The following is a 17,564-nucleotide window of genomic DNA, read 5'->3' on the forward strand; positions in this document are numbered from 1 at the left end:
CTGTCCTAGCCCCCGAAACCGGGGTTCTGCCTCAGCTCCCGGTCCGGGGTTCTGTCCTAGCCCTTAGTCCGGGGTTCTGCCCCAGCCCCTGAAACCGGGGTTCTGCCCCAGCCCCCGGGCCGGGGGCTCTGTCCCAGCCCCCGGCCCGGGGCTCCGCCCCTTCCCGCAGCGTCGATATGCGGCTCCGCCGCGTGGTGGGGCTTCGCCCCAGACCGCGGGTACCAGGGGCGAAGCCACTGCCAACCCAGCCCCTCCGGCGTTTGAGGAGCGGGGTCCGGGGCGGAGCCCCGGCGGGGGTCCAGGGGCGAAGCCCCTGGTATCGGGAAGGGGCGGGGAGGGGAAAGAACCGGCGGGAACGGGCTGCGGCATCCGTCTCGGCGCCGCCCCCGTACCATGGGGGTGAGGCCGAGGCGTGATCAGCCCGGCGGAAGGCGCGTCGCACAAGGAGCGCGCCGCCACCCACGAAACCGGGAGAAGCGCGCTTCTATGCCCACGCGCCACGACATTCGTAACGTCGCCATCGTCGCCCACGTCGACCACGGCAAGACGACCCTCGTCGACGCCATGCTCAAGCAGGCGGGTGCGTTCGCCGCCCACCAGCAGGTGGACGACCGGGTCATGGACTCCAACGACCTGGAGCGCGAGAAGGGCATCACCATTCTCGCGAAGAACACCGCCGTGAAGTACCACCCGGCGGACGGCGGCGACCCCGTCACCATCAACATCATCGACACCCCCGGCCACGCCGACTTCGGCGGTGAGGTCGAGCGCGGCCTGTCCATGGTCGACGCCGTGGTCCTGCTGGTGGACGCCTCCGAGGGGCCGCTGCCGCAGACCCGCTTCGTGCTGCGCAAGGCGCTCCAGGCCAAGCTGCCGGTGATCCTGTGCATCAACAAGACGGACCGCCCGGACTCCCGGATCGACGAGGTCGTCAACGAGGCGTACGACCTCTTCCTGGACCTGGACGCGACCGAGGAGCAGATCGAGTTCCCGATCGTCTACGCCTGCGCCCGTGACGGTGTGGCCTCGCTGACCAAGCCGGAGGACGGCACCGTCCCGGCCGACAGCGACAGCCTCCAGCCGTTCTTCTCCGCCCTGCTGGAGACCGTCCCGGCGCCGGAGTACGACGCGGCCGCGCCGCTCCAGGCCCATGTCACCAACCTGGACGCGGACAACTTCCTCGGCCGGATCGCGCTGCTCCGGGTCGAGCAGGGCGAGCTGAAGAAGGGGCAGACGGTCGCGTGGATCAAGCGCGACGGCACCATCTCCAACGTCCGGATCACCGAGCTGATGATGACCGAGGCGCTCACCCGCAAGCCCGCCGAGGTGGCGGGCCCCGGTGACATCTGCGCGGTCGCGGGCATCCCGGACATCATGATCGGTGAGACCCTGGCCGACCCGGAGAACCCGATCGCGCTGCCGCTGATCACCGTCGACGAGCCCGCGATCTCGATGACCATCGGCACCAACACCTCCCCGCTGGTCGGCCGCGGCCCCGGCGGCAAGGGCGCCGACAAGTCGGCCGTGAAGGACCGGAAGGTCACCGCGCGGCTGGTCAAGGACCGGCTCGAGCGCGAGCTGATCGGTAACGTCTCGCTGCGCGTGCTGCCCACCGACCGCCCGGACGCCTGGGAGGTGCAGGGCCGGGGCGAGCTGGCGCTGGCGATCCTGGTGGAGACCATGCGCCGGGAGGGCTTCGAGCTGACCGTCGGAAAGCCGCAGGTGGTCACCCGGGAGATCGAGGGCAAGCTCCACGAGCCGATCGAGCGCATCACCATCGATGTGCCCGAGGAGCACATGGGCGCCGTCACCCAGCTCATGGGCACCCGCAAGGGCCGGATGGACAACATGTCCAACCACGGCTCCGGCTGGGTCCGCATGGAGTTCATCGTCCCCTCCCGCGGTCTGATCGGCTTCCGTACCGAGTTCCTGACCGCGACCCGCGGCACCGGTATCGCGCACTCCATCCACGAGGGCCACGAGCCGTGGTTCGGCGAGCTGAAGACCCGCAACAACGGGTCGCTGGTGGCCGACCGCTCGGGCGCGGTGACCGCCTTCGCGATGACCAACCTCCAGGAGCGCGGCGTGCTGTTCACCTCGCCGGGCACCGAGGTGTACGAGGGCATGATCGTCGGCGAGAACTCCCGCTCCGACGACATGGACGTCAACATCACCAAGGAGAAGAAGCTCACCAACATGCGGTCCTCCACCGCGGATGTGACCGAGTCCCTGGTCCCGCCGCGGCTGCTCTCGCTCGAGCAGTCCCTGGAGTTCTGCCGCGACGACGAGTGCGTCGAGGTGACGCCGGAGACGGTGCGGATCCGCAAGGTGGTGCTGGACCAGAAGGAGCGCGCCCGCTCCGCGGCCCGCGCCAAGCGGTGACGCTCACGCCCGGGCGCCGGGCGCCGGGGCCCGCTCCGGGCGCCGATGCGCACTCCGGAGCCGATCACGGAGTGTAGGCGCCCCCCTGTGCGTCAGTGAGCTGCCAACGGCCCGGACCTCCCGCTTCCGCGGCGGAGGTCCGGGCCATTGCCATGTCAGGAAGGTGCCAGTCAAGCGGTTATCCGGATCTGAGCGTCCGAGTATCGGATCTCAGGCTCCGCATGATGTGTTAACAGTCCGTTTCGCGTGTGTCTGTCTGGGGCAGTTTTGTCCGGATTTCGAAGCTCCGCGCGTAGATGCTGTGACCAAAGCGAGACCCATAAGGTGTGGTTTAAGGGCCGGACGTGCTCAATCATGGGGTCCATTGAGCTCGGGTCAATGGGTCACACGCTGTGGGGAGCGCGGACCTACGAGCACATCTGGGGGGTTCCGGTCCCTTTCGCTGTCAGGGGTGTCAGCGTGTCTCCGGGTGCCCCCTCTCGTAGTGACAGTGGACTCCTGAGGAGGCAAACCCATGCGCGGTGCCAAGAGCGCCAAGTGGGTCGCGTTGGCGGCGGTTGTGGCGCTGGCCGCGACCGCCTGCGGTGGTAACGACAGCGACGGCGGCAGCAATGACATGAACAAGGGCGCGGCGGACCCGAACGGGATACTCACCGCCCAGCTCGGCGAGCCGCAGAACCCGCTGCAGCCGGCGAACGCCAAGGAGAGCCAGGGCAGCCGCGTGCTGCGGGCGATCTTCGCGGGCTTGGTGGACTATGAGCCCGGCACCGGCAAGCTGGTGTACGTCAACGCCGAGTCCGTCACCCCCAACAAGGACTCCTCCGTCTGGACCGTCAAGCTCAAGCCGGGCTGGAAGTTCCACAACGGCGAGGCCGTGACCGCCAAGTCCTACGTGGACTCCTGGAACTGGTCCGCCAACGTCGAGAACAACCAGACGAACTCCAGCTGGTTCCAGGACATCAAGGGCTACGGGGACGTCCACCCCGATAAGGGCAAGCCCAAGTCCGACAAGATGTCCGGCCTGAAGGTCGTCAACGACAACGAGTTCAAGATCGAGCTCAACAGCTCGGTCTCGTACTTCGCCTACAAGCTGGGCTACGACGTGTGGGCCCCGCTGCCCAGCGGGTTCTTCAAGGACCCCAAGGGCTTCGGTGAGAAGCCGGTCGGCAACGGTCCCTACAAGTTCGTCTCCTGGGACCACAAGAAGATGATCAAGGTCCGGAAGTTCGACGGCTACCAGGGCCCGAACAAGGCCAAGAACGGCGGCATCGACTTCAAGAACTACACCACCGCCGACGCCGCCTACTCGGACCTGCGCTCGAACAACCTGGACTGGATCGAGCAGGTCCCGACCACCGCGCTCACGAACTACAAGAGCGACCTGGGCAAGCGCGCGATCGACGAGGAGTACTCGGCGGTCCAGTCGATCGTCCCGGCCTTCTACACCAAGCAGTTCAAGGACATCGACCCCAAGGTCATCCAGGGTCTGTCCATGGCGATCGACCGTGACACGATCACCAAGACCGTGCTCCACGGCTCCCGCACCCCGGCCGACAGCTATGTCGCCCGCGGCGTGATCGGCTACAAGGCCGGTGCGCTCAAGGAGCAGGTCACCTACGACCCGGCCAAGGCCAAGGCCCTCATCAAGGAGGGTGGCGGCGTCCCGGGCAACAAGATCTCGATCCAGTTCAACGCCGACCAGGACCACAAGCCCTGGGTGGACGCGGTCTGCAACAGCATCCGCAAGGCCACCGGCGTCGACTGCGTCGGCGACTCCAAGCCCGACTTCCAGGCCGACCTGAACGCGCGTGACAAGCACCAGGTCAAGTCGATGTACCGCGGTGGCTGGGTGCTCGACTACCCGGTCAACTCGAACTTCATGAGGGACCTGTACGGCTCCAAGGCGGCCGGTAACACCAGCGGCTACGCCAACAAGGAGTTCGACCAGCTCGCTGCCAAGGCCGACAAGGCCGCCACCCTGGACGAGACCGTCAAGCTCTACCAGGAGGCGGAGCAGGTCCTCGCCAAGGACATGCCGGCGATCCCGCTGTGGTTCTACAAGGTCAACAGCGGCCAGTCCAACAAGGTCCTGGGGAAGATCCCCTACGGCCAGGACGGCGACCCCATCTTCACCGACGTCCAGGTGAAGAAGAAGTAATCATCGGGACCGCCGGCCGGTGCCGCCGCTCCTCCCACCGGGGAGCGGCGGCACCGGCCCGCAGGCGTGAGGCCCGCAGCTCATCCCCCCACCCGCGTGGCGCAGACGAGACGTGGCCTCCGCCGCCCCCCAACGGCATGGAGGCATGATGGGGCGCTATGTCGCCAGGCGACTGCTCCAGATGATCCCGGTGTTCATCGGGACTACTCTGATTATTTTCCTCATGGTCCACGTACTGCCCGGTGACCCTATCCGGGCGATGTGGGGAGACAAGGCCGCGGACCCCGCGCAGGTCGCGTCCCTCCGCCATGAGTTCGGGCTGGACCAGCCTCTGTGGAGGCAGTACATCGACTACATGGTCAACCTCTTCCAGGGAGACTTCGGCAAGACCTTCGGCGGTCGCCCGGTCTCCGAGGAAATGGGGATGGCCTTCCCGGTGACCCTCCGCCTCGCGGCGGTGGCCCTCACCATCGAGATCATCGTCGGCATCGGGCTCGGTGCCTGGGCCGGTCTCAAGGCCGGCCGCGCCGTGGACACCGGCGTCCTGATCTTCACACTGATCGTCATCTCGATGCCGGTCTTCGTGCTCGGCTACCTGGCCCGGTTCATCTTCGCCGACGAGCTCGGCTGGCTGCCACCGAACGTGCAGAACTCGATGGACGTGGAGCAGCTACTGCTGCCCGGCTTCGTGCTCGCGATGCTCTCCATGGCGTATGTGGCCCGGCTGACCCGGACCACGTTCGCCGAGAACCTGCGCGCCGACTACATGCGCACCGCGCTCGCCAAGGGCCTGCCGCGCCGCCGCATCATCGGCGTCCACCTGCTGCGCAACTCGCTGATCCCCGTGATCACCTTCCTCGGCACCGATGTCGGCGCGCTGGTCGGCGGCGCGGTGGTCACCGAGGGCATCTTCAACGTCCAGGGCGTCGGCAATCTGCTGTTCAACGCGCTCGGACGGCGGGAGGGCTCCACGATCGTCGGGGTCGTGACCGTCTTCGTCCTCGTCATCCTGCTGATCAACCTAGTCGTCGACCTGCTGTACGCGGTCCTGGACCCGAGGATCCGGTATGCCTGACATGACCAAATCCCAGTCCGGTACGGCGGTCGACACGGCGGTCGACGCCGTGGCCCCGCCGACCGAGGTGGACAGCGCCCCCGCCGCCGGCCCCGCCCCCCAGGGCAAGCCGCGCTCGCTGTGGGGCGACGCCTGGTTCGAGCTGCGCCACCGGCCGCTGTTCTGGGTCTCGGCGGTGCTGCTGGTCCTGCTGCTCAGCATCGCGATGTTCCCCGGTCTCTTCAGCGGCGCCGACCCCAAGGACGGCGACCTGACCAACCACTTCCTGACCAAGCCGGAGCTGACGCACTTCTTCCAGGCCGACTGGTTCGGCTACGACGGGCAGGGCCGCTCCATCTACGCCCGGGTCATCTACGGCACCCGCGCCTCCATCATGGTCGGCGTCGGGGTGACGGTCGTGGTCACCCTCTTCGGCGGCCTGCTGGGCATGCTGGCCGGGTACTTCGGCGGCTGGATCGACTCGATCGTCTCCCGCATCGTCGACATCTTCTTCGGTCTGCCGTTCCTGCTCGGCTCGATGGTCGTGCTGAACGCGTTCACCGAGCGCAAGGTGTACGTGGTGATCGCGGCGCTGGCCTTCCTGGGCTGGACCACCATCGCCCGCGTGATGCGCAGCTCGGTGATCACGGCCAAGCAGGCGGACTACGTCACCGCGGCGCGCGCCCTGGGCGCGGGCACCAGCCGGATCCTGTTCCGGCACGTCCTGCCCAACGCGCTCGCGCCCACCATCGTGGTCGCGACGATCTCGCTCGGTGCCTACATCTCCGCCGAGGCCACGCTGTCGTACCTGGGTCTCGGCCTCGCCGACCCGACGATCTCGTGGGGCATCGACATCTCGTCGGCCAAGGACGCCATCCGGGACAACCCGCATGTGATGCTGTTCCCGGCCGGAATGCTGAGCCTCACGGTCTTCGCATTCATCACGCTCGGCGACGCGGTGCGCGACGCCCTCGACCCCAAGCTGCGCTGAGGAGGGCGTACGTGACCACCATCGAGAAGACCGCGGACGACGCCGTCCGCGAGGGTGCCGGCGACGATGGCACCCCCCTGCTGGAAGTCCGCGATCTGCATGTGGAGTTCCACACCCGGGACGGTGTCGCCAAGGCCGTCAACGGCGTGAACTACAGCGTCGACGCCGGTGAGACCCTCGCCGTCCTCGGCGAGTCCGGCTCCGGCAAGTCGGTGACCGCCCAGGCGATCATGGGCATCCTGGACATGCCGCCCGGGAAGATCCCGCAGGGCCAGATCCTCTTCCGCGGCGAGGACATGCTCACCATGTCGGGGGAGGAGCGCCGGAAGATCCGCGGCCGGAGGATCGCCATGATCTTCCAGGACGCGCTCTCCTCGCTGAACCCGGTGCTCTCCGTCGGCTATCAGCTCGGCGAGATGTTCCGGGTCCACCAGGGCCTGTCCAAGAAGGAGGCCAAGGCCAAGGCCATCGAGCTGATGGACCGGGTCCGCATCCCGGCGGCCAAGGAGCGGGTGAGCGACTACCCGCACCAGTTCTCCGGCGGTATGCGCCAGCGCATCATGATCGCCATGGCGCTCGCGCTGGAGCCGGACCTGATCATCGCCGACGAGCCGACCACGGCCCTCGACGTCACCGTCCAGGCCCAGGTGATGGACCTGCTCGCGGAGCTTCAGCGTGAGTACAACATGGGTCTGATCCTGATCACCCATGACCTGGGCGTGGTCGCGGACGTCGCCGACAAGATCGCCGTGATGTACGCGGGACGGATCGTCGAGACCGCCCCCGTGCACGAGCTCTACAAGCGCCCGGCCCACCCCTACACCCGGGGCCTGCTGGACTCCATCCCGCGCCTGGACCGCAAGGGGCAGGAGCTCTACGCGATCAAGGGGCTGCCGCCCAATCTGCTCAAGATCCCCTCGGGCTGCGCCTTCAACCCGCGCTGCCCCAAGGCGGAGGACATCTGCCGTACGGACGTCCCCGCGCTGGTGCCGGTCACCGAGCAGGACGGCGCGGAGCTGCCGGGCCGCGGCAGCGCGTGCCACTTCTGGAAGGAGACCCTCCATGGCTGACACCGAGAAGAACGAGGCCGCCATGGAACCGGCCGTGGACGCCACCCCCAACGTCACGGAGGTGGAGACGGTCGACGCCGCCACCGAGGACGAGGCGGTCGCGGCCCTCGAGGCCAAGGTCGACCGTGGCGAGCCGATCCTCCAGGTGCGCAATCTGGTCAAGCACTTCCCGCTGACCCAGGGCATCCTCTTCAAGCGGCAGATCGGCGCGGTCAAGGCGGTCGACGGCATCTCCTTCGACCTCTACCAGGGCGAGACCCTCGGCATCGTGGGCGAGTCCGGCTGTGGCAAGTCCACCGTCGCCAAGCTGCTGATGACCCTGGAGACCGCCACCGCGGGCGAGGTCTTCTACAAGGGCCAGGACATCACCAGGCTGTCGGGCCGTGCGCTGCGGGCCGTCCGCCGCAACATCCAGATGGTGTTCCAGGACCCGTACACCTCGCTCAACCCGCGGATGACGGTGGGCGACATCATCGGGGAGCCCTTCGAGATCCACCCCGAGGTGGCTCCCAAGGGCGACCGGCGCCGCAAGGTCCAGGAACTCCTGGACGTCGTGGGCCTCAACCCCGAGTACATCAACCGCTATCCGCACCAGTTCTCCGGCGGCCAGCGCCAGCGCATCGGCATCGCGCGCGGGCTCGCCCTCAACCCGGAGATCATCATCTGCGACGAGCCGGTCTCCGCGCTCGACGTCTCCGTCCAGGCACAGGTCATCAACCTGATGGAGGGTCTGCAGGACGAGTTCAACCTGTCCTACATCTTCATCGCCCACGACCTGTCCATCGTCCGGCACATCTCCGACCGGGTCGGCGTGATGTACCTGGGCAAGATGGCCGAGATCGGCTCCGACACCGAGATCTACGACCACCCGACGCACCCCTACACCCAGGCACTGCTGTCGGCCGTCCCGGTCCCGGACCCGGAGTCGCGCGAGGGCCGCGAACGCATCATCCTCACCGGCGACGTCCCCTCCCCGGCCAACCCGCCCTCTGGCTGCCGCTTCCGCACCCGCTGCTGGAAGGCCGAGGACAAGTGCGCCAAGGAGATCCCGCTCCTGGCCATCCCGGAGCGCTTCGCCGGATCGGACTCGCCCGCGGCACACGAGTCGGCGTGCCACTTCGCGGAGGAGAAGGACGTGGTCCACGCCTGACCCCTCCGCGCGGGCCGCTGTGTGAACGACGAGGGCCGCCCGGGACGTGATCCACGTCCCGGGCGGCCCTCGTCGTCGTTCAGGCCCCGTCCGGCTCGGGCCAATGCTGTACCCGGACGACGAAGACGGTGGTGAAGCGACGATGCTCCTGATACCAGACGATCAGTCGGCCCTCTGCATGGTCGAGTAAGTTCGAAACCCCGGACTCATGAATCGGTGGGTCGCCGAGATACTTGACGGCAGCGGCATCGGCCAGCCGCTGGGCAAGTCGCTCCACATCGTGCTTGATCTGCGGATTCAGACCGCCGACCACGTTCTCGGCATCGGGAAGGTACTCCCAGGTCCAGTCGCTCACCCTGCTACCTCACGGCGCGCGGCATCCAACAGCACTCCGATCTGTGCGGAGGCCCGCCGGGCGTCCTCGATGCTGGGTGCGTCGGCGACGGCCGCTTCCAACTCGTGGAGTCGTCGAGCCCGATCCGGGTGGCGCCGCAGAGCAACGAAGACTCCCCAGCGGTGGAGGAAAGTGTGCATGGGGACGGTGCTGTCCGTCTGCACCGCCTCCTGCCAGGCGCTGTGGAATTCCTCCTCGAATCGGACGGCCGCGCCGAGGTCGAGGGAGCGAACAGCGACCCGCAGAGCCTGCTCGGTCAACGGCGGCATGGGGAACAGCGGCTCGTCGTGGGAGTCCTCTATGGGCTGTGTGCTCACGGCGCTGTCTCCTCCGGTATGCCGTAGGTCGTCCACGTGGGGTGATCGCTTCAGGCAGGCGTTCATCCAGTTTGGCCCATCGCGGGTGGCGGCGGGTTCAGCGTGAACCATACGGCCTTGCCGGTGACGCCCGCGTCCTTGTCGGTGTAGTCGTGCACGCCCCAGGTGTCGGAGCACGACTCGACGAGCGTGAGCCCGCGCCCGCTCTCGTCCTCGGTGTCCGCCGCCACCGGCTGCGGCAGCCCGCACCCGGAGTCCCAGACGGTGACCCGGAAGTCGGACGGCGATGGCTCCCAGTCCATGCTGACGTACGCGTCGGTGGTGGTGTTCCGGTACGCGTTGGTGACCAGCTCCGACACGAGCAGTTCGGCCGTGTCGACGATGCAGTCGAGCCGCGCCGCCCGGAGGATGTGACGGATGGTGGCCCGCGCGACGCCCACGGCGCGTGGGTCGTGGGGGATGAACAGGCCGTAGGACCAGGGCTCTTCGGGCGTGCGCATGTGGCAGCCTCCAAGTGAGTGCCTTCTGTGACTGGCGCCATACGTAAGGTAGCGATGTCGCTCGTATATATTCAACCCAGTTGGGCCGACGGGGGTTACGGAGTGGACGCATGCACGTGCACCGCGCAACACTCGCCGCACAAGAGAGGGGAACCGCATGGGGCTCAGGGGTGATCCCACGTATCGGCAGCGCCGATTCGGCATCGAGGTGCGCAGGCTGCGCGAGGCGGCGGGGTTGACCGTTGGCGAGGCGGCCCAGGTGGTGGGCATGCGGCAGCCGCACTTCAGTAACGTCGAAGCGGGCCGCACTGGTCTGTCTACCGAACGCTTCCAGAAGCTGTCCCAAGCGCTGAGTGGTACGTATACGTATCCCGTTGATGCCCTACTGGCCCTGGGGCAGGAGTCTGGGAGGGGATGGTGGAGCGATTACCGCGCGACTCTCGGTGCGACCCACCTCGACCTGGCAGAACTGGAAGCCGGAGCCGTCGCCCTGCGCAACTATGAGCTGCTGTTCATCCCGGGTCTGCTCCAGACCTTCGAGTACACGACTGCTGTGCACAGCAGCGGCTTCTCGCCGACTGTGAGTGAAGTGCGGGACACGGCCGTGGAGTTCAGGATGCGGCGGCAGAGGGTTCTGTCGGGCGAGCGGCCTCCCCAGTTCCACGCCATCATTCACGAGGCGGCGCTGCGTGTTCTCTACGGGGGCCGGGCGGTGATGCGTGATCAACTGCTGCGGCTGATCGAGCTGTCGCGCTTGCCGAACGTCACGATCCAAATCGTCCCCATCGACAACGAGGGAAGCGCGGCCTTCAGCCACCCGTTCATGGTGATCGAGCCCGGCGTGGTGGAATTGGGCACGGTACTCGTCGACCAGGTGGGCAAGGCACAGTTCCTCGACGAGCGCCAAGCGCTGGCTGAGTATGGGGAGTCGTTCGCGAGGCTGAGTGAACTGGCCCTGCCACCGGTCGATGCTGAGGCTGTGCCGGAGGCTCGTACGGCGAAGGATTCCCTCGGGCTCATCCAGCACATCCTCTATCCGCTTCTCTAAAGGAGAGAGCCGCATGTCCTCGCTTCCGTGGCGGAAGTCCAGCTTCAGCACGGGTGACGCCCCCAACTGCGTCGAACTCGCCGCCGACGCCACCGGCACCCCGCACCTCCGGGAGAGCGACGACCCGGAGGTCGTCATAGCCACGACCCCCGCCGCGCTCCGTGCGTTTCTGCGGGCTGCGAAGGCGGGGGCGTTCGACCGGCCGGGGTGTTGAACCCGGGGGCGCGGTGGGTTGGGGGTACGGGGACGCCGACGCCACGGCATGCCACCGCGCCGAACCCACCGCGACGTCACCGGCCCGGAGCCTGGTCCGCGGCGATCACTTCATCATGTAGCAGACCTTGTGGGGCGAGATCCAGACCTTGTAGCTCTTGCCGTCACGCGTGACCGTCTTGGTGTGGGCCTTCATGTCCATACAGTGTTTGCCCGACTTGGAGGGCGACGGCGTGGGTGACGGGGCGGTCCCGTGCTGGGTGGTGTCCGCCTTGGTGTGCGTCGCCGACGTGGTGGGCGTCGCGAAGGCGGTACCCGGAGCGGCGACGGCCGCACCACCGGCCATCACAGCCGCCGCGGCACCGGTTGCCAGGGTACGTACGATCGAGTTCCGCATCACGGTCACCTTCTCGCGTCGTCTCTCAACTGCCTCATTTCATTGTTCGCCCGCTTCTGGTGAGCATGCATGTGGATCAGAGTGGGGCTCCGGGGCGGGGCCGTAGGCGGCGGCGGGCGCGGGGTCGGCTCGCCGGGGGTCCACGCGCAGCCGGCCCCGGCAGTCGACCAGCGGTTCGCCGCAGCCGCGTACCGGGACCGCCCTGACGCGTGGGTCGCCGATCAGGACGATCCGCTGGTCCGCCGGGAAGGGCGAGTCGGTCACGGGGCTCTCCTCGCGGGTGCTGGGCGGCCGTTCTCCCTACCTGCCCAGCGCTTCGTTCGGATGAACCGCCGTCCGTGGGCGCCCGGAAGGGGCGGTGTCGACTTCCCTCACGTGCCCCACGCCATGTTGACGAGGGCCACGCACATCACGAGGACCATGCCCACACCCTGCACGGCCGTGCCCCAGGCAGGCATGGACTCGCCCCTCCGGGTCGCCGAGCGTCGCGCGAAGAAGGCGGTCACCAGCGCGATGACGCCGATGGGAGCGAACACGATGGACAGCCAGTCGGCTTGCACAGGGGTCATGGCGGACTTCCTTGGTTACTCACCTCGGTGACAGGGCGGCCATCATCCGGGGGAGTGCCCGGGACCCCTCCCGCGCAGGGTGCACCGGTACGGACGGTAGGGGCCCCGGTCAGCGGAGGGCGCGGAAGAACGTCCGTACGTCACCAACCAGCAGTTCCGGGACCTCCATCGCCGCGAAGTGGCCGCCCGCCTCGAATTCCGACCAGTGGGTGATCGTGTGGTGCGGCTCGGCGAGGCGGCGGATCGCGGTGTCGCCCCGGAAGACCGCCACGCCGGTGGGGACGCCGGAGCGTTCGGGGGGTGTGCCCCAGGCCGAGGCGGCCTCCTTGTAGAGGCGGGCGGAGGGGCCCGCGGTGTTGGTGAACCAATAGAGGGAGACGTTCGTCAGGACCGCGTCGCGGTCGAGGGCGTCCGGTTTGTCGCCGTGGGCGGCGAACCAGTCGAGGTTCCAGGCCAGTTGGCCGGAGGGCGAGTCGGCGAGGCCGTAGGACAGGGTCTGGGGGCGGGTGCCCTGGAGGGCGGCGTAGCCGGACAGCTCGCGGTGCCAGCGTTCCCGCCCGGCGAGGCGGGAGCGTTCCGCCGGGGTCAGGTCCTCCGGGTCGGCCGGGTCGGCCGGACCTACGGTCACCAACGCGTTCACGTGTACGCCGACGACCCGGGACGGTGCCACCCGGGCCACTTCGGGGGAGATCAGCGAGCCGAAGTCGCCGCCCTGTGTGCCGTAGCGCTCGTACCCCAGGCGTCGCATCAGCTCCGTCCACGCGGTGGCGATGCGGCGGATGCCCCAGCCGGGTTCGCGGGGCGGGGCGGAGAAGGCGAAGCCGGGGAGGGACGGGATGACGACGTGGAAGGCGTCGGCCGGGTCGCCCCCGTGCCCGCGCGGATCGGTCAGCGGGCCGATGACCTCGGTGAACTCCGCGACCGAACCGGGCCAGCCATGGGTGATCAGCAGCGGCAGGGCAGCCGGCTCGGGCGAGCGGACATGGAGGAAGTGCACCCGCTGCCCGTCGATCTCGGCCGTGAACTGGGGGAACGCGTTCAGCCGCGCCTCCTGCGCCCGCCAGTCGAAGCCCGTGGCCCAGTACCCGGCCAGCGCGCGGACGTGGTCGAGCGGGGCCCCGTCGGACCAGCCGGGCCCCGGGAGCGGTTCCGGCCAGCGGGTGTGTTCCAGGCGCCGGCGCAGATCGTCGAGGTCGGGCTGGGGGACGGCGATGCGGAAGGGACGGATCTCCATGGCCCGCAGGGTAGAGGCGGTCGCGGACGGGGAGCGTCCGCGACCCGGCGGGGGTCTGTGGTGCCTGGTGGTCTGGCGGTGGCGGGGGTCTGCGGCGGTCGGGGGCCCGCGACCTCGGGGCCTGCGGCGGCCGGGGCCCGCGGTGCCCGGGGCCCGCGGTGCCCGGGGCCCGCGGTGCCCGGGGCCCTGCGGCGCCGAATATAAAACGCTTGCGCGTCGCCTGTCACCCGAGGCGGGAATGGATCGCTCCAACTCCGGTAACAGCACTTGAAATCTGGAGTGTTCTTACGGGACAGTGCTCTAGAAAGCGCTTGCCGAGCGAGGGACGTACCGCTCGGCTCGCGCTTCCCCATCGCGCCTCACCCGCGTCGCTCCACCCACCGCGCGCCACCCCGGACAGCGGTCATCGACGTGCGCCGTCGCCCCGGCGGATGTCAGATGGAGCCAAAGGCGGATCTTGGACCGGATCCTCGGGAGGCGCCATGCGCGGAGCCCCGTATTCCCTGTGTGCCAGGCGCGCGCTGTCCGCGCTCTGCGTGTCCGCCGTCGCCCTGCCCCTGACGGCCTGCGGCGGCGGGGACGGCGGCGCCGAGGACGGTGTCGTCCGCTCGTCCTGGGGCGATCCGCCCAACCCGCTGGAGCCGGCCAACATCAATGACGTCCAGGGCGGCAAGGTCCTCGACATGATCTTCCGGGGGCTCAAGCGCTACGACCCCAGGACCGGTGAGGCCAAGAACGCGCTCGCGGACCGGATCGAGAGCTCCGACCAGCGGAACTACACCATCACCCTCAAGAAGGACCGGCGGTTCGCCAACGGGGAGAAGGTCACCGCCGCGTCCTTCGTGAACGCCTGGAACTACGGCGCCCGGATCGACCACAAGCAGCGCAACGCCTACTTCTTCGAGTACATCGAGGGCTACGACAAGGTCCATCCCGCCTCCGGCGGCGCCCCCACCGCCAAGACCCTCTCCGGGCTGCGGGTCAAGGACGAGCGGACCTTCACCGTCCGGCTCACCCAGAAGTTCTCCACCTGGCCCAAGACGCTGGGCTACAACGCCTATGCGCCGCTGCCCCGGGCGTTCTTCGAGGACCATGCCGCCTGGCTGCGGAAGCCCGTCGGCAACGGCCCGTACCAGGTGCGGTCGTACACCGAGGGCTCGGTGATGAAGCTGCGCGCCTGGGACGGCTACCGCGGCCCGGACCAGGCCCGTAACAAGGGCGTCGATCTGCGTGTCTACACCGACAACAACACCGCCTACACCGATCTCCAGGCGGGCAATCTCGATCTGGTCGACGATGTCCCGGCGCAGCAGCTCAAGTTCGTCCGCTCCGACCTCGGCGACCGCTACATCAACCAGCCCGCCGGGATCATCCAGACCCTCACCTTCCCGATGTACGACCGCGCCTGGAGCGGCCCGGCCAAGGCCAAGGTCCGCCGGGGGATCTCGATGGCGATCAACCGCGCGCAGATCACCGAGCGGATCTTCCACGGCACCCGCACCCCCGCGACCGACTGGACCTCGCCGGTCCTGCGTCGCCAGGGCGGCTATCAGCCGGGGCTGTGCGGGGACGCCTGCCGCTACGACCCGGCCCGGGCGCGCAAGCTGATCAAGGCCGGCGGCGGGCTGCCCGGCGGCCGGATGACGATCACGTACAACGCCGACAGCGGCTCCCACAAGGACTGGGTGGACGCGGTCTGCAACAGCGTCAACACCGTGCTGAGAAGCGACCGGGCCTGTGTCGGCAAACCGGTCGGCACCTTCGCCGACTACCGCAACAAGATGGCGGGCAAGGAGATGACCGGGCCGTTCCGGGCCGGCTGGCAGATGGACTATCCGCTGATCCAGAACTTTCTCCAGCCCCTGTACTACACCGGCGCCTCCTCCAACGACGGCCACTTCAGCGACACCGGCTTCGACCGGATGGTGAACCAGGCCAACGCCGCCACCGCGGACGGCCGGGCCATCGCGGACTTCCGGGACGCGGAGAAGGTCCTCGCCGAGCAGATGCCCGCCATTCCGCTGTGGTACCAGAACGGCAGCGCGGGCTATTCGCGGCGGCTCAGCGAGGTGGCGCTCAACCAGTTCAGCGTCCCGGTCTACGCACAGATCAGGGTCGGCTGAGCCATGGGCCGCTACGCACTGCGCCGGCTGCTTCAGATGATCCCGGTGTTCATCGGCTCCACCTTCCTGATCTTCTTCATGGTGTACGCGCTCGGTGACCCGGTCGCCGCGCTCTTCGGTGACAAGGCCCCCGACCCCGCCACCGCCGCCCGGATCCGCCAGGACCTCTATCTGGACGAGCCGCTGTGGCGTCAGTACGTGCACTACATGGGGCAGGTCTTCAGCGGGCACTTCGGTACGGCCTTCAACGGGCAGCCGGTGACCGAGCTGATGGCGAGCGCGTTCCCCGTCACCCTCCGGCTCACCGTGGTCGCGATCGTCTTCGAGATGGTGCTGGGCATCACCCTGGGCGTCCTCAGCGGGCTGCGCCGCGGCCGGGGGCTGGACACCTCGGTGCTGCTGCTCACCCTGGTCGTGGTCGCCGTCCCGACCTTCGTCAGCGGCACGGTGCTGCAGTATCTGTTCGGCGTGACCTGGGGCTGGGCCAGACCCTCGGTCTCCCCGGAGGCGCCGCTGACCGAACTGCTGCTGCCCGGGGTGGTGCTGGGGCTGGTGTCGCTCGCGTACACCACCCGCCTCACCCGCACCTCCATCGTGGAGAACGCCCGAGCCGACTACGTCCGCACCGCCGTCGCCAAGGGGCTGCCGCGCCACCGCATCGTCACCCGCCATCTGCTGCGCAACTCGCTGATCCCGGTGGTGACCTTCATCGGCACGGACATCGGCGCGCTCATGGGCGGGGCCATCGTCACCGAGCGGATCTTCAATATCCACGGTGTGGGCTACCAGCTCTACCAGGGCATCCTGCGCCAGAACTCGCCGACCGTCGTCGGCTTCGTGACCATCCTGGTGATCGTCTTCCTGCTCGCCAATCTGCTCGTCGACCTCCTCTACGCCGTGCTCGACCCGAGGATCCGGTATGCCTGAGCCCTGTGACCCGCGCTACGACATGACCGAGGCGATCGCACCGGCCGGCAGCGGCGGCGGTCCCATGGACCTCACCACCTCCGGCCCCCAGACCCTGAACGGCGGACCACGGCGCGGCCCCTGGCGCCTCCCCCTCCCCTGGCGCAAGGAGCCCGGCCGCCGCTCCGGCGGACCGGCCGCGCCCACCGGACGGGGGCTGTGGTCGGATGCCTGGCACGATCTGCGCCGCGACCCCGTCTTCATCGTCTCCGCGCTGACCATCTTCTTCCTCGTCCTCATCGCGATCTGGCCGCAGCTGATCGCGAGCGGCAACCCGTACCACGGCGACCTCGCCAGGGCGCAGGACGGCCCGGCCCCCGGCCACCCCTTCGGCTACGACCTCCAGGGCCGCGACGTCTACACCCGCACGGTCTACGGCGCCCGCGCCTCCATCACCGTCGGCATCTGCGCCACCCTCGGCGCGGCGCTGCTGGGCAGCGCGCTGGGAGGACTCGCCGGGTACTTCGGCGGCTGGTGGGACGCGCTGCTCTCGCGGATCGCCGATGTCTTCTTCGGCATCCCGATCCTGCTGGGCGGCCTGGTCTTCCTGTCGGTGGTCACCAGCGGCTCGGTCTGGCCGGTCGTCGGCTTCATCGTGCTGCTGGGCTGGCCGCAGATCTCCCGGATCGCGCGCGGCTCGGTGGTGACCGTCAAGGAGCACGACTACGTCCAGGCGGCGCGGGCGCTGGGCGCCGGCAGCGGCCGGACGCTGCTGCGCCATATCGCGCCCAACGCCGTGGCCCCCGTGATCGTCGTCGCGACCATCGCGCTGGGCACCTACATCTCGCTGGAGGCCACCCTGTCGTTCCTCGGCGTGGGGCTCAAACCGCCCACCGTCTCCTGGGGGATCGACATCTCCTCCGCCGCCACCCAGATCCGCAACGCCCCGCATATGCTGCTGTGGCCCGCCGGAGCGCTGTCGGTCACGGTGCTCGCGTTCATCATGCTCGGCGACGCGGTGCGCGACGCCCTCGACCCCAGGCTGCGGTAGGTCCGGC

18 protein-coding genes are annotated in these 17,564 nt (G+C 68.7%); 11 read left to right on the forward strand and 7 right to left on the reverse strand.

The window, feature by feature from the left end; translation table 11 throughout:
- Window positions 1–486 precede the first annotated feature (486 nt).
- From typA to AS97_RS29230, 6 genes are all read left to right on the forward strand, one after another.
- Window positions 487–2,382: a translational GTPase TypA gene (typA, locus tag AS97_RS29205; protein WP_059145288.1), complete on the forward strand. Its 1,896-nt coding sequence runs from the start codon at window positions 487–489 to the stop codon at window positions 2,380–2,382.
- A gap of 514 nt (window positions 2,383–2,896) precedes the next feature.
- Window positions 2,897–4,540, forward strand: a complete 1,644-nt coding sequence (locus AS97_RS29210) for an ABC transporter substrate-binding protein (protein ID WP_059145287.1) — start codon at window positions 2,897–2,899, stop codon at window positions 4,538–4,540.
- 148 nt (window positions 4,541–4,688) lie between these two features.
- A complete protein-coding gene (locus AS97_RS29215) occupies window positions 4,689–5,615 on the forward strand; it encodes an ABC transporter permease (protein WP_059145286.1) in 927 nt (308 codons plus the stop codon).
- Window positions 5,608–6,585, forward strand: coding sequence for an ABC transporter permease (locus tag AS97_RS29220; protein WP_059145285.1), 978 nt, complete (start codon window positions 5,608–5,610; stop codon window positions 6,583–6,585). The genes AS97_RS29215 and AS97_RS29220 overlap by 8 nt, the downstream gene beginning before the upstream one ends.
- 11 nt (window positions 6,586–6,596) lie before the next feature.
- Window positions 6,597–7,655 carry an ABC transporter ATP-binding protein gene (locus AS97_RS29225; RefSeq protein WP_059145284.1) on the forward strand — a complete coding sequence of 353 codons (1,059 nt, stop codon included), beginning with the start codon at window positions 6,597–6,599 and terminating at the stop codon, window positions 7,653–7,655.
- Complete coding sequence (locus AS97_RS29230) at window positions 7,648–8,805, forward strand: dipeptide ABC transporter ATP-binding protein (protein WP_125758754.1); 1,158 nt, start codon at window positions 7,648–7,650, stop codon at window positions 8,803–8,805. The genes AS97_RS29225 and AS97_RS29230 overlap by 8 nt, the downstream gene beginning before the upstream one ends.
- A 79-nt stretch (window positions 8,806–8,884) precedes the next feature.
- Here AS97_RS29230 and AS97_RS29235 read toward each other — a convergent pair whose 3' ends face one another.
- From AS97_RS29235 to AS97_RS29245, 3 genes are all read right to left on the reverse strand, one after another.
- On the reverse strand, window positions 8,885–9,160 hold the full coding sequence (locus AS97_RS29235; RefSeq protein ID WP_086710079.1) for a hypothetical protein: 276 nt from the start codon (window positions 9,158–9,160) through the stop codon (window positions 8,885–8,887).
- On the reverse strand, window positions 9,157–9,516 hold the full coding sequence (locus tag AS97_RS29240; protein WP_059145282.1) for a hypothetical protein: 360 nt from the start codon (window positions 9,514–9,516) through the stop codon (window positions 9,157–9,159). Before AS97_RS29240 ends, AS97_RS29235 begins: the two co-directional genes overlap by 4 nt.
- A gap of 62 nt (window positions 9,517–9,578) precedes the next feature.
- The gene (locus tag AS97_RS29245; RefSeq protein WP_059145281.1) at window positions 9,579–10,016 is read right to left on the reverse strand and encodes an ATP-binding protein; all 438 of its coding nucleotides are present in this window, start codon (window positions 10,014–10,016) and stop codon (window positions 9,579–9,581) included.
- Between the two features lie 157 nt (window positions 10,017–10,173).
- Here AS97_RS29245 and AS97_RS29250 point away from each other — a divergent pair, with 157 nt between their 5' ends.
- Window positions 10,174–11,064 carry a helix-turn-helix transcriptional regulator gene (locus AS97_RS29250; RefSeq protein WP_125758751.1) on the forward strand — a complete coding sequence of 297 codons (891 nt, stop codon included), beginning with the start codon at window positions 10,174–10,176 and terminating at the stop codon, window positions 11,062–11,064.
- 13 nt (window positions 11,065–11,077) lie between these two features.
- Window positions 11,078–11,278 carry a DUF397 domain-containing protein gene (locus AS97_RS29255; RefSeq protein WP_125758749.1) on the forward strand — a complete coding sequence of 67 codons (201 nt, stop codon included), beginning with the start codon at window positions 11,078–11,080 and terminating at the stop codon, window positions 11,276–11,278.
- Between the two features lie 105 nt (window positions 11,279–11,383).
- Here AS97_RS29255 and AS97_RS29260 read toward each other — a convergent pair whose 3' ends face one another.
- The 4 genes from AS97_RS29260 to AS97_RS29275 form a co-directional block, all read right to left on the reverse strand.
- Window positions 11,384–11,674, reverse strand: a complete 291-nt coding sequence (locus AS97_RS29260; RefSeq protein ID WP_143670583.1) for a hypothetical protein — start codon at window positions 11,672–11,674, stop codon at window positions 11,384–11,386.
- Window positions 11,675–11,713: 39 nt separating this feature from the next.
- Window positions 11,714–11,938 (reverse strand): hypothetical protein, encoded by a 225-nt coding sequence (locus AS97_RS29265; protein WP_349017608.1) that lies wholly within the window; start codon window positions 11,936–11,938, stop codon window positions 11,714–11,716.
- A gap of 107 nt (window positions 11,939–12,045) precedes the next feature.
- A complete protein-coding gene (locus tag AS97_RS29270; RefSeq protein WP_086711230.1) occupies window positions 12,046–12,243 on the reverse strand; it encodes a hypothetical protein in 198 nt (65 codons plus the stop codon).
- 109 nt (window positions 12,244–12,352) lie between these two features.
- Window positions 12,353–13,477: an epoxide hydrolase gene (locus AS97_RS29275; RefSeq protein WP_125758747.1), complete on the reverse strand. Its 1,125-nt coding sequence runs from the start codon at window positions 13,475–13,477 to the stop codon at window positions 12,353–12,355.
- Between the two features lie 482 nt (window positions 13,478–13,959).
- Between AS97_RS29275 and AS97_RS29280 the strand changes: the two genes are divergently transcribed.
- From AS97_RS29280 to AS97_RS29290, 3 genes are read left to right on the forward strand one after another with little or no spacing between them, the layout of a single operon-like run.
- A complete protein-coding gene (locus AS97_RS29280; RefSeq protein ID WP_210565941.1) occupies window positions 13,960–15,600 on the forward strand; it encodes an ABC transporter substrate-binding protein in 1,641 nt (546 codons plus the stop codon).
- Window positions 15,601–15,603: 3 nt separating this feature from the next.
- Window positions 15,604–16,527 carry an ABC transporter permease gene (locus AS97_RS29285; RefSeq protein WP_086710738.1) on the forward strand — a complete coding sequence of 308 codons (924 nt, stop codon included), beginning with the start codon at window positions 15,604–15,606 and terminating at the stop codon, window positions 16,525–16,527.
- Complete coding sequence (locus AS97_RS29290) at window positions 16,520–17,557, forward strand: ABC transporter permease (protein ID WP_059145274.1); 1,038 nt, start codon at window positions 16,520–16,522, stop codon at window positions 17,555–17,557. Before AS97_RS29285 ends, AS97_RS29290 begins: the two co-directional genes overlap by 8 nt.
- The last annotated feature ends 7 nt before the right edge of the window (window positions 17,558–17,564 follow it).

It is taken from the genome of Streptomyces sp. AgN23 (genome assembly GCF_001598115.1).
Classification (GTDB): domain Bacteria; phylum Actinomycetota; class Actinomycetes; order Streptomycetales; family Streptomycetaceae; genus Streptomyces; species Streptomyces antimycoticus.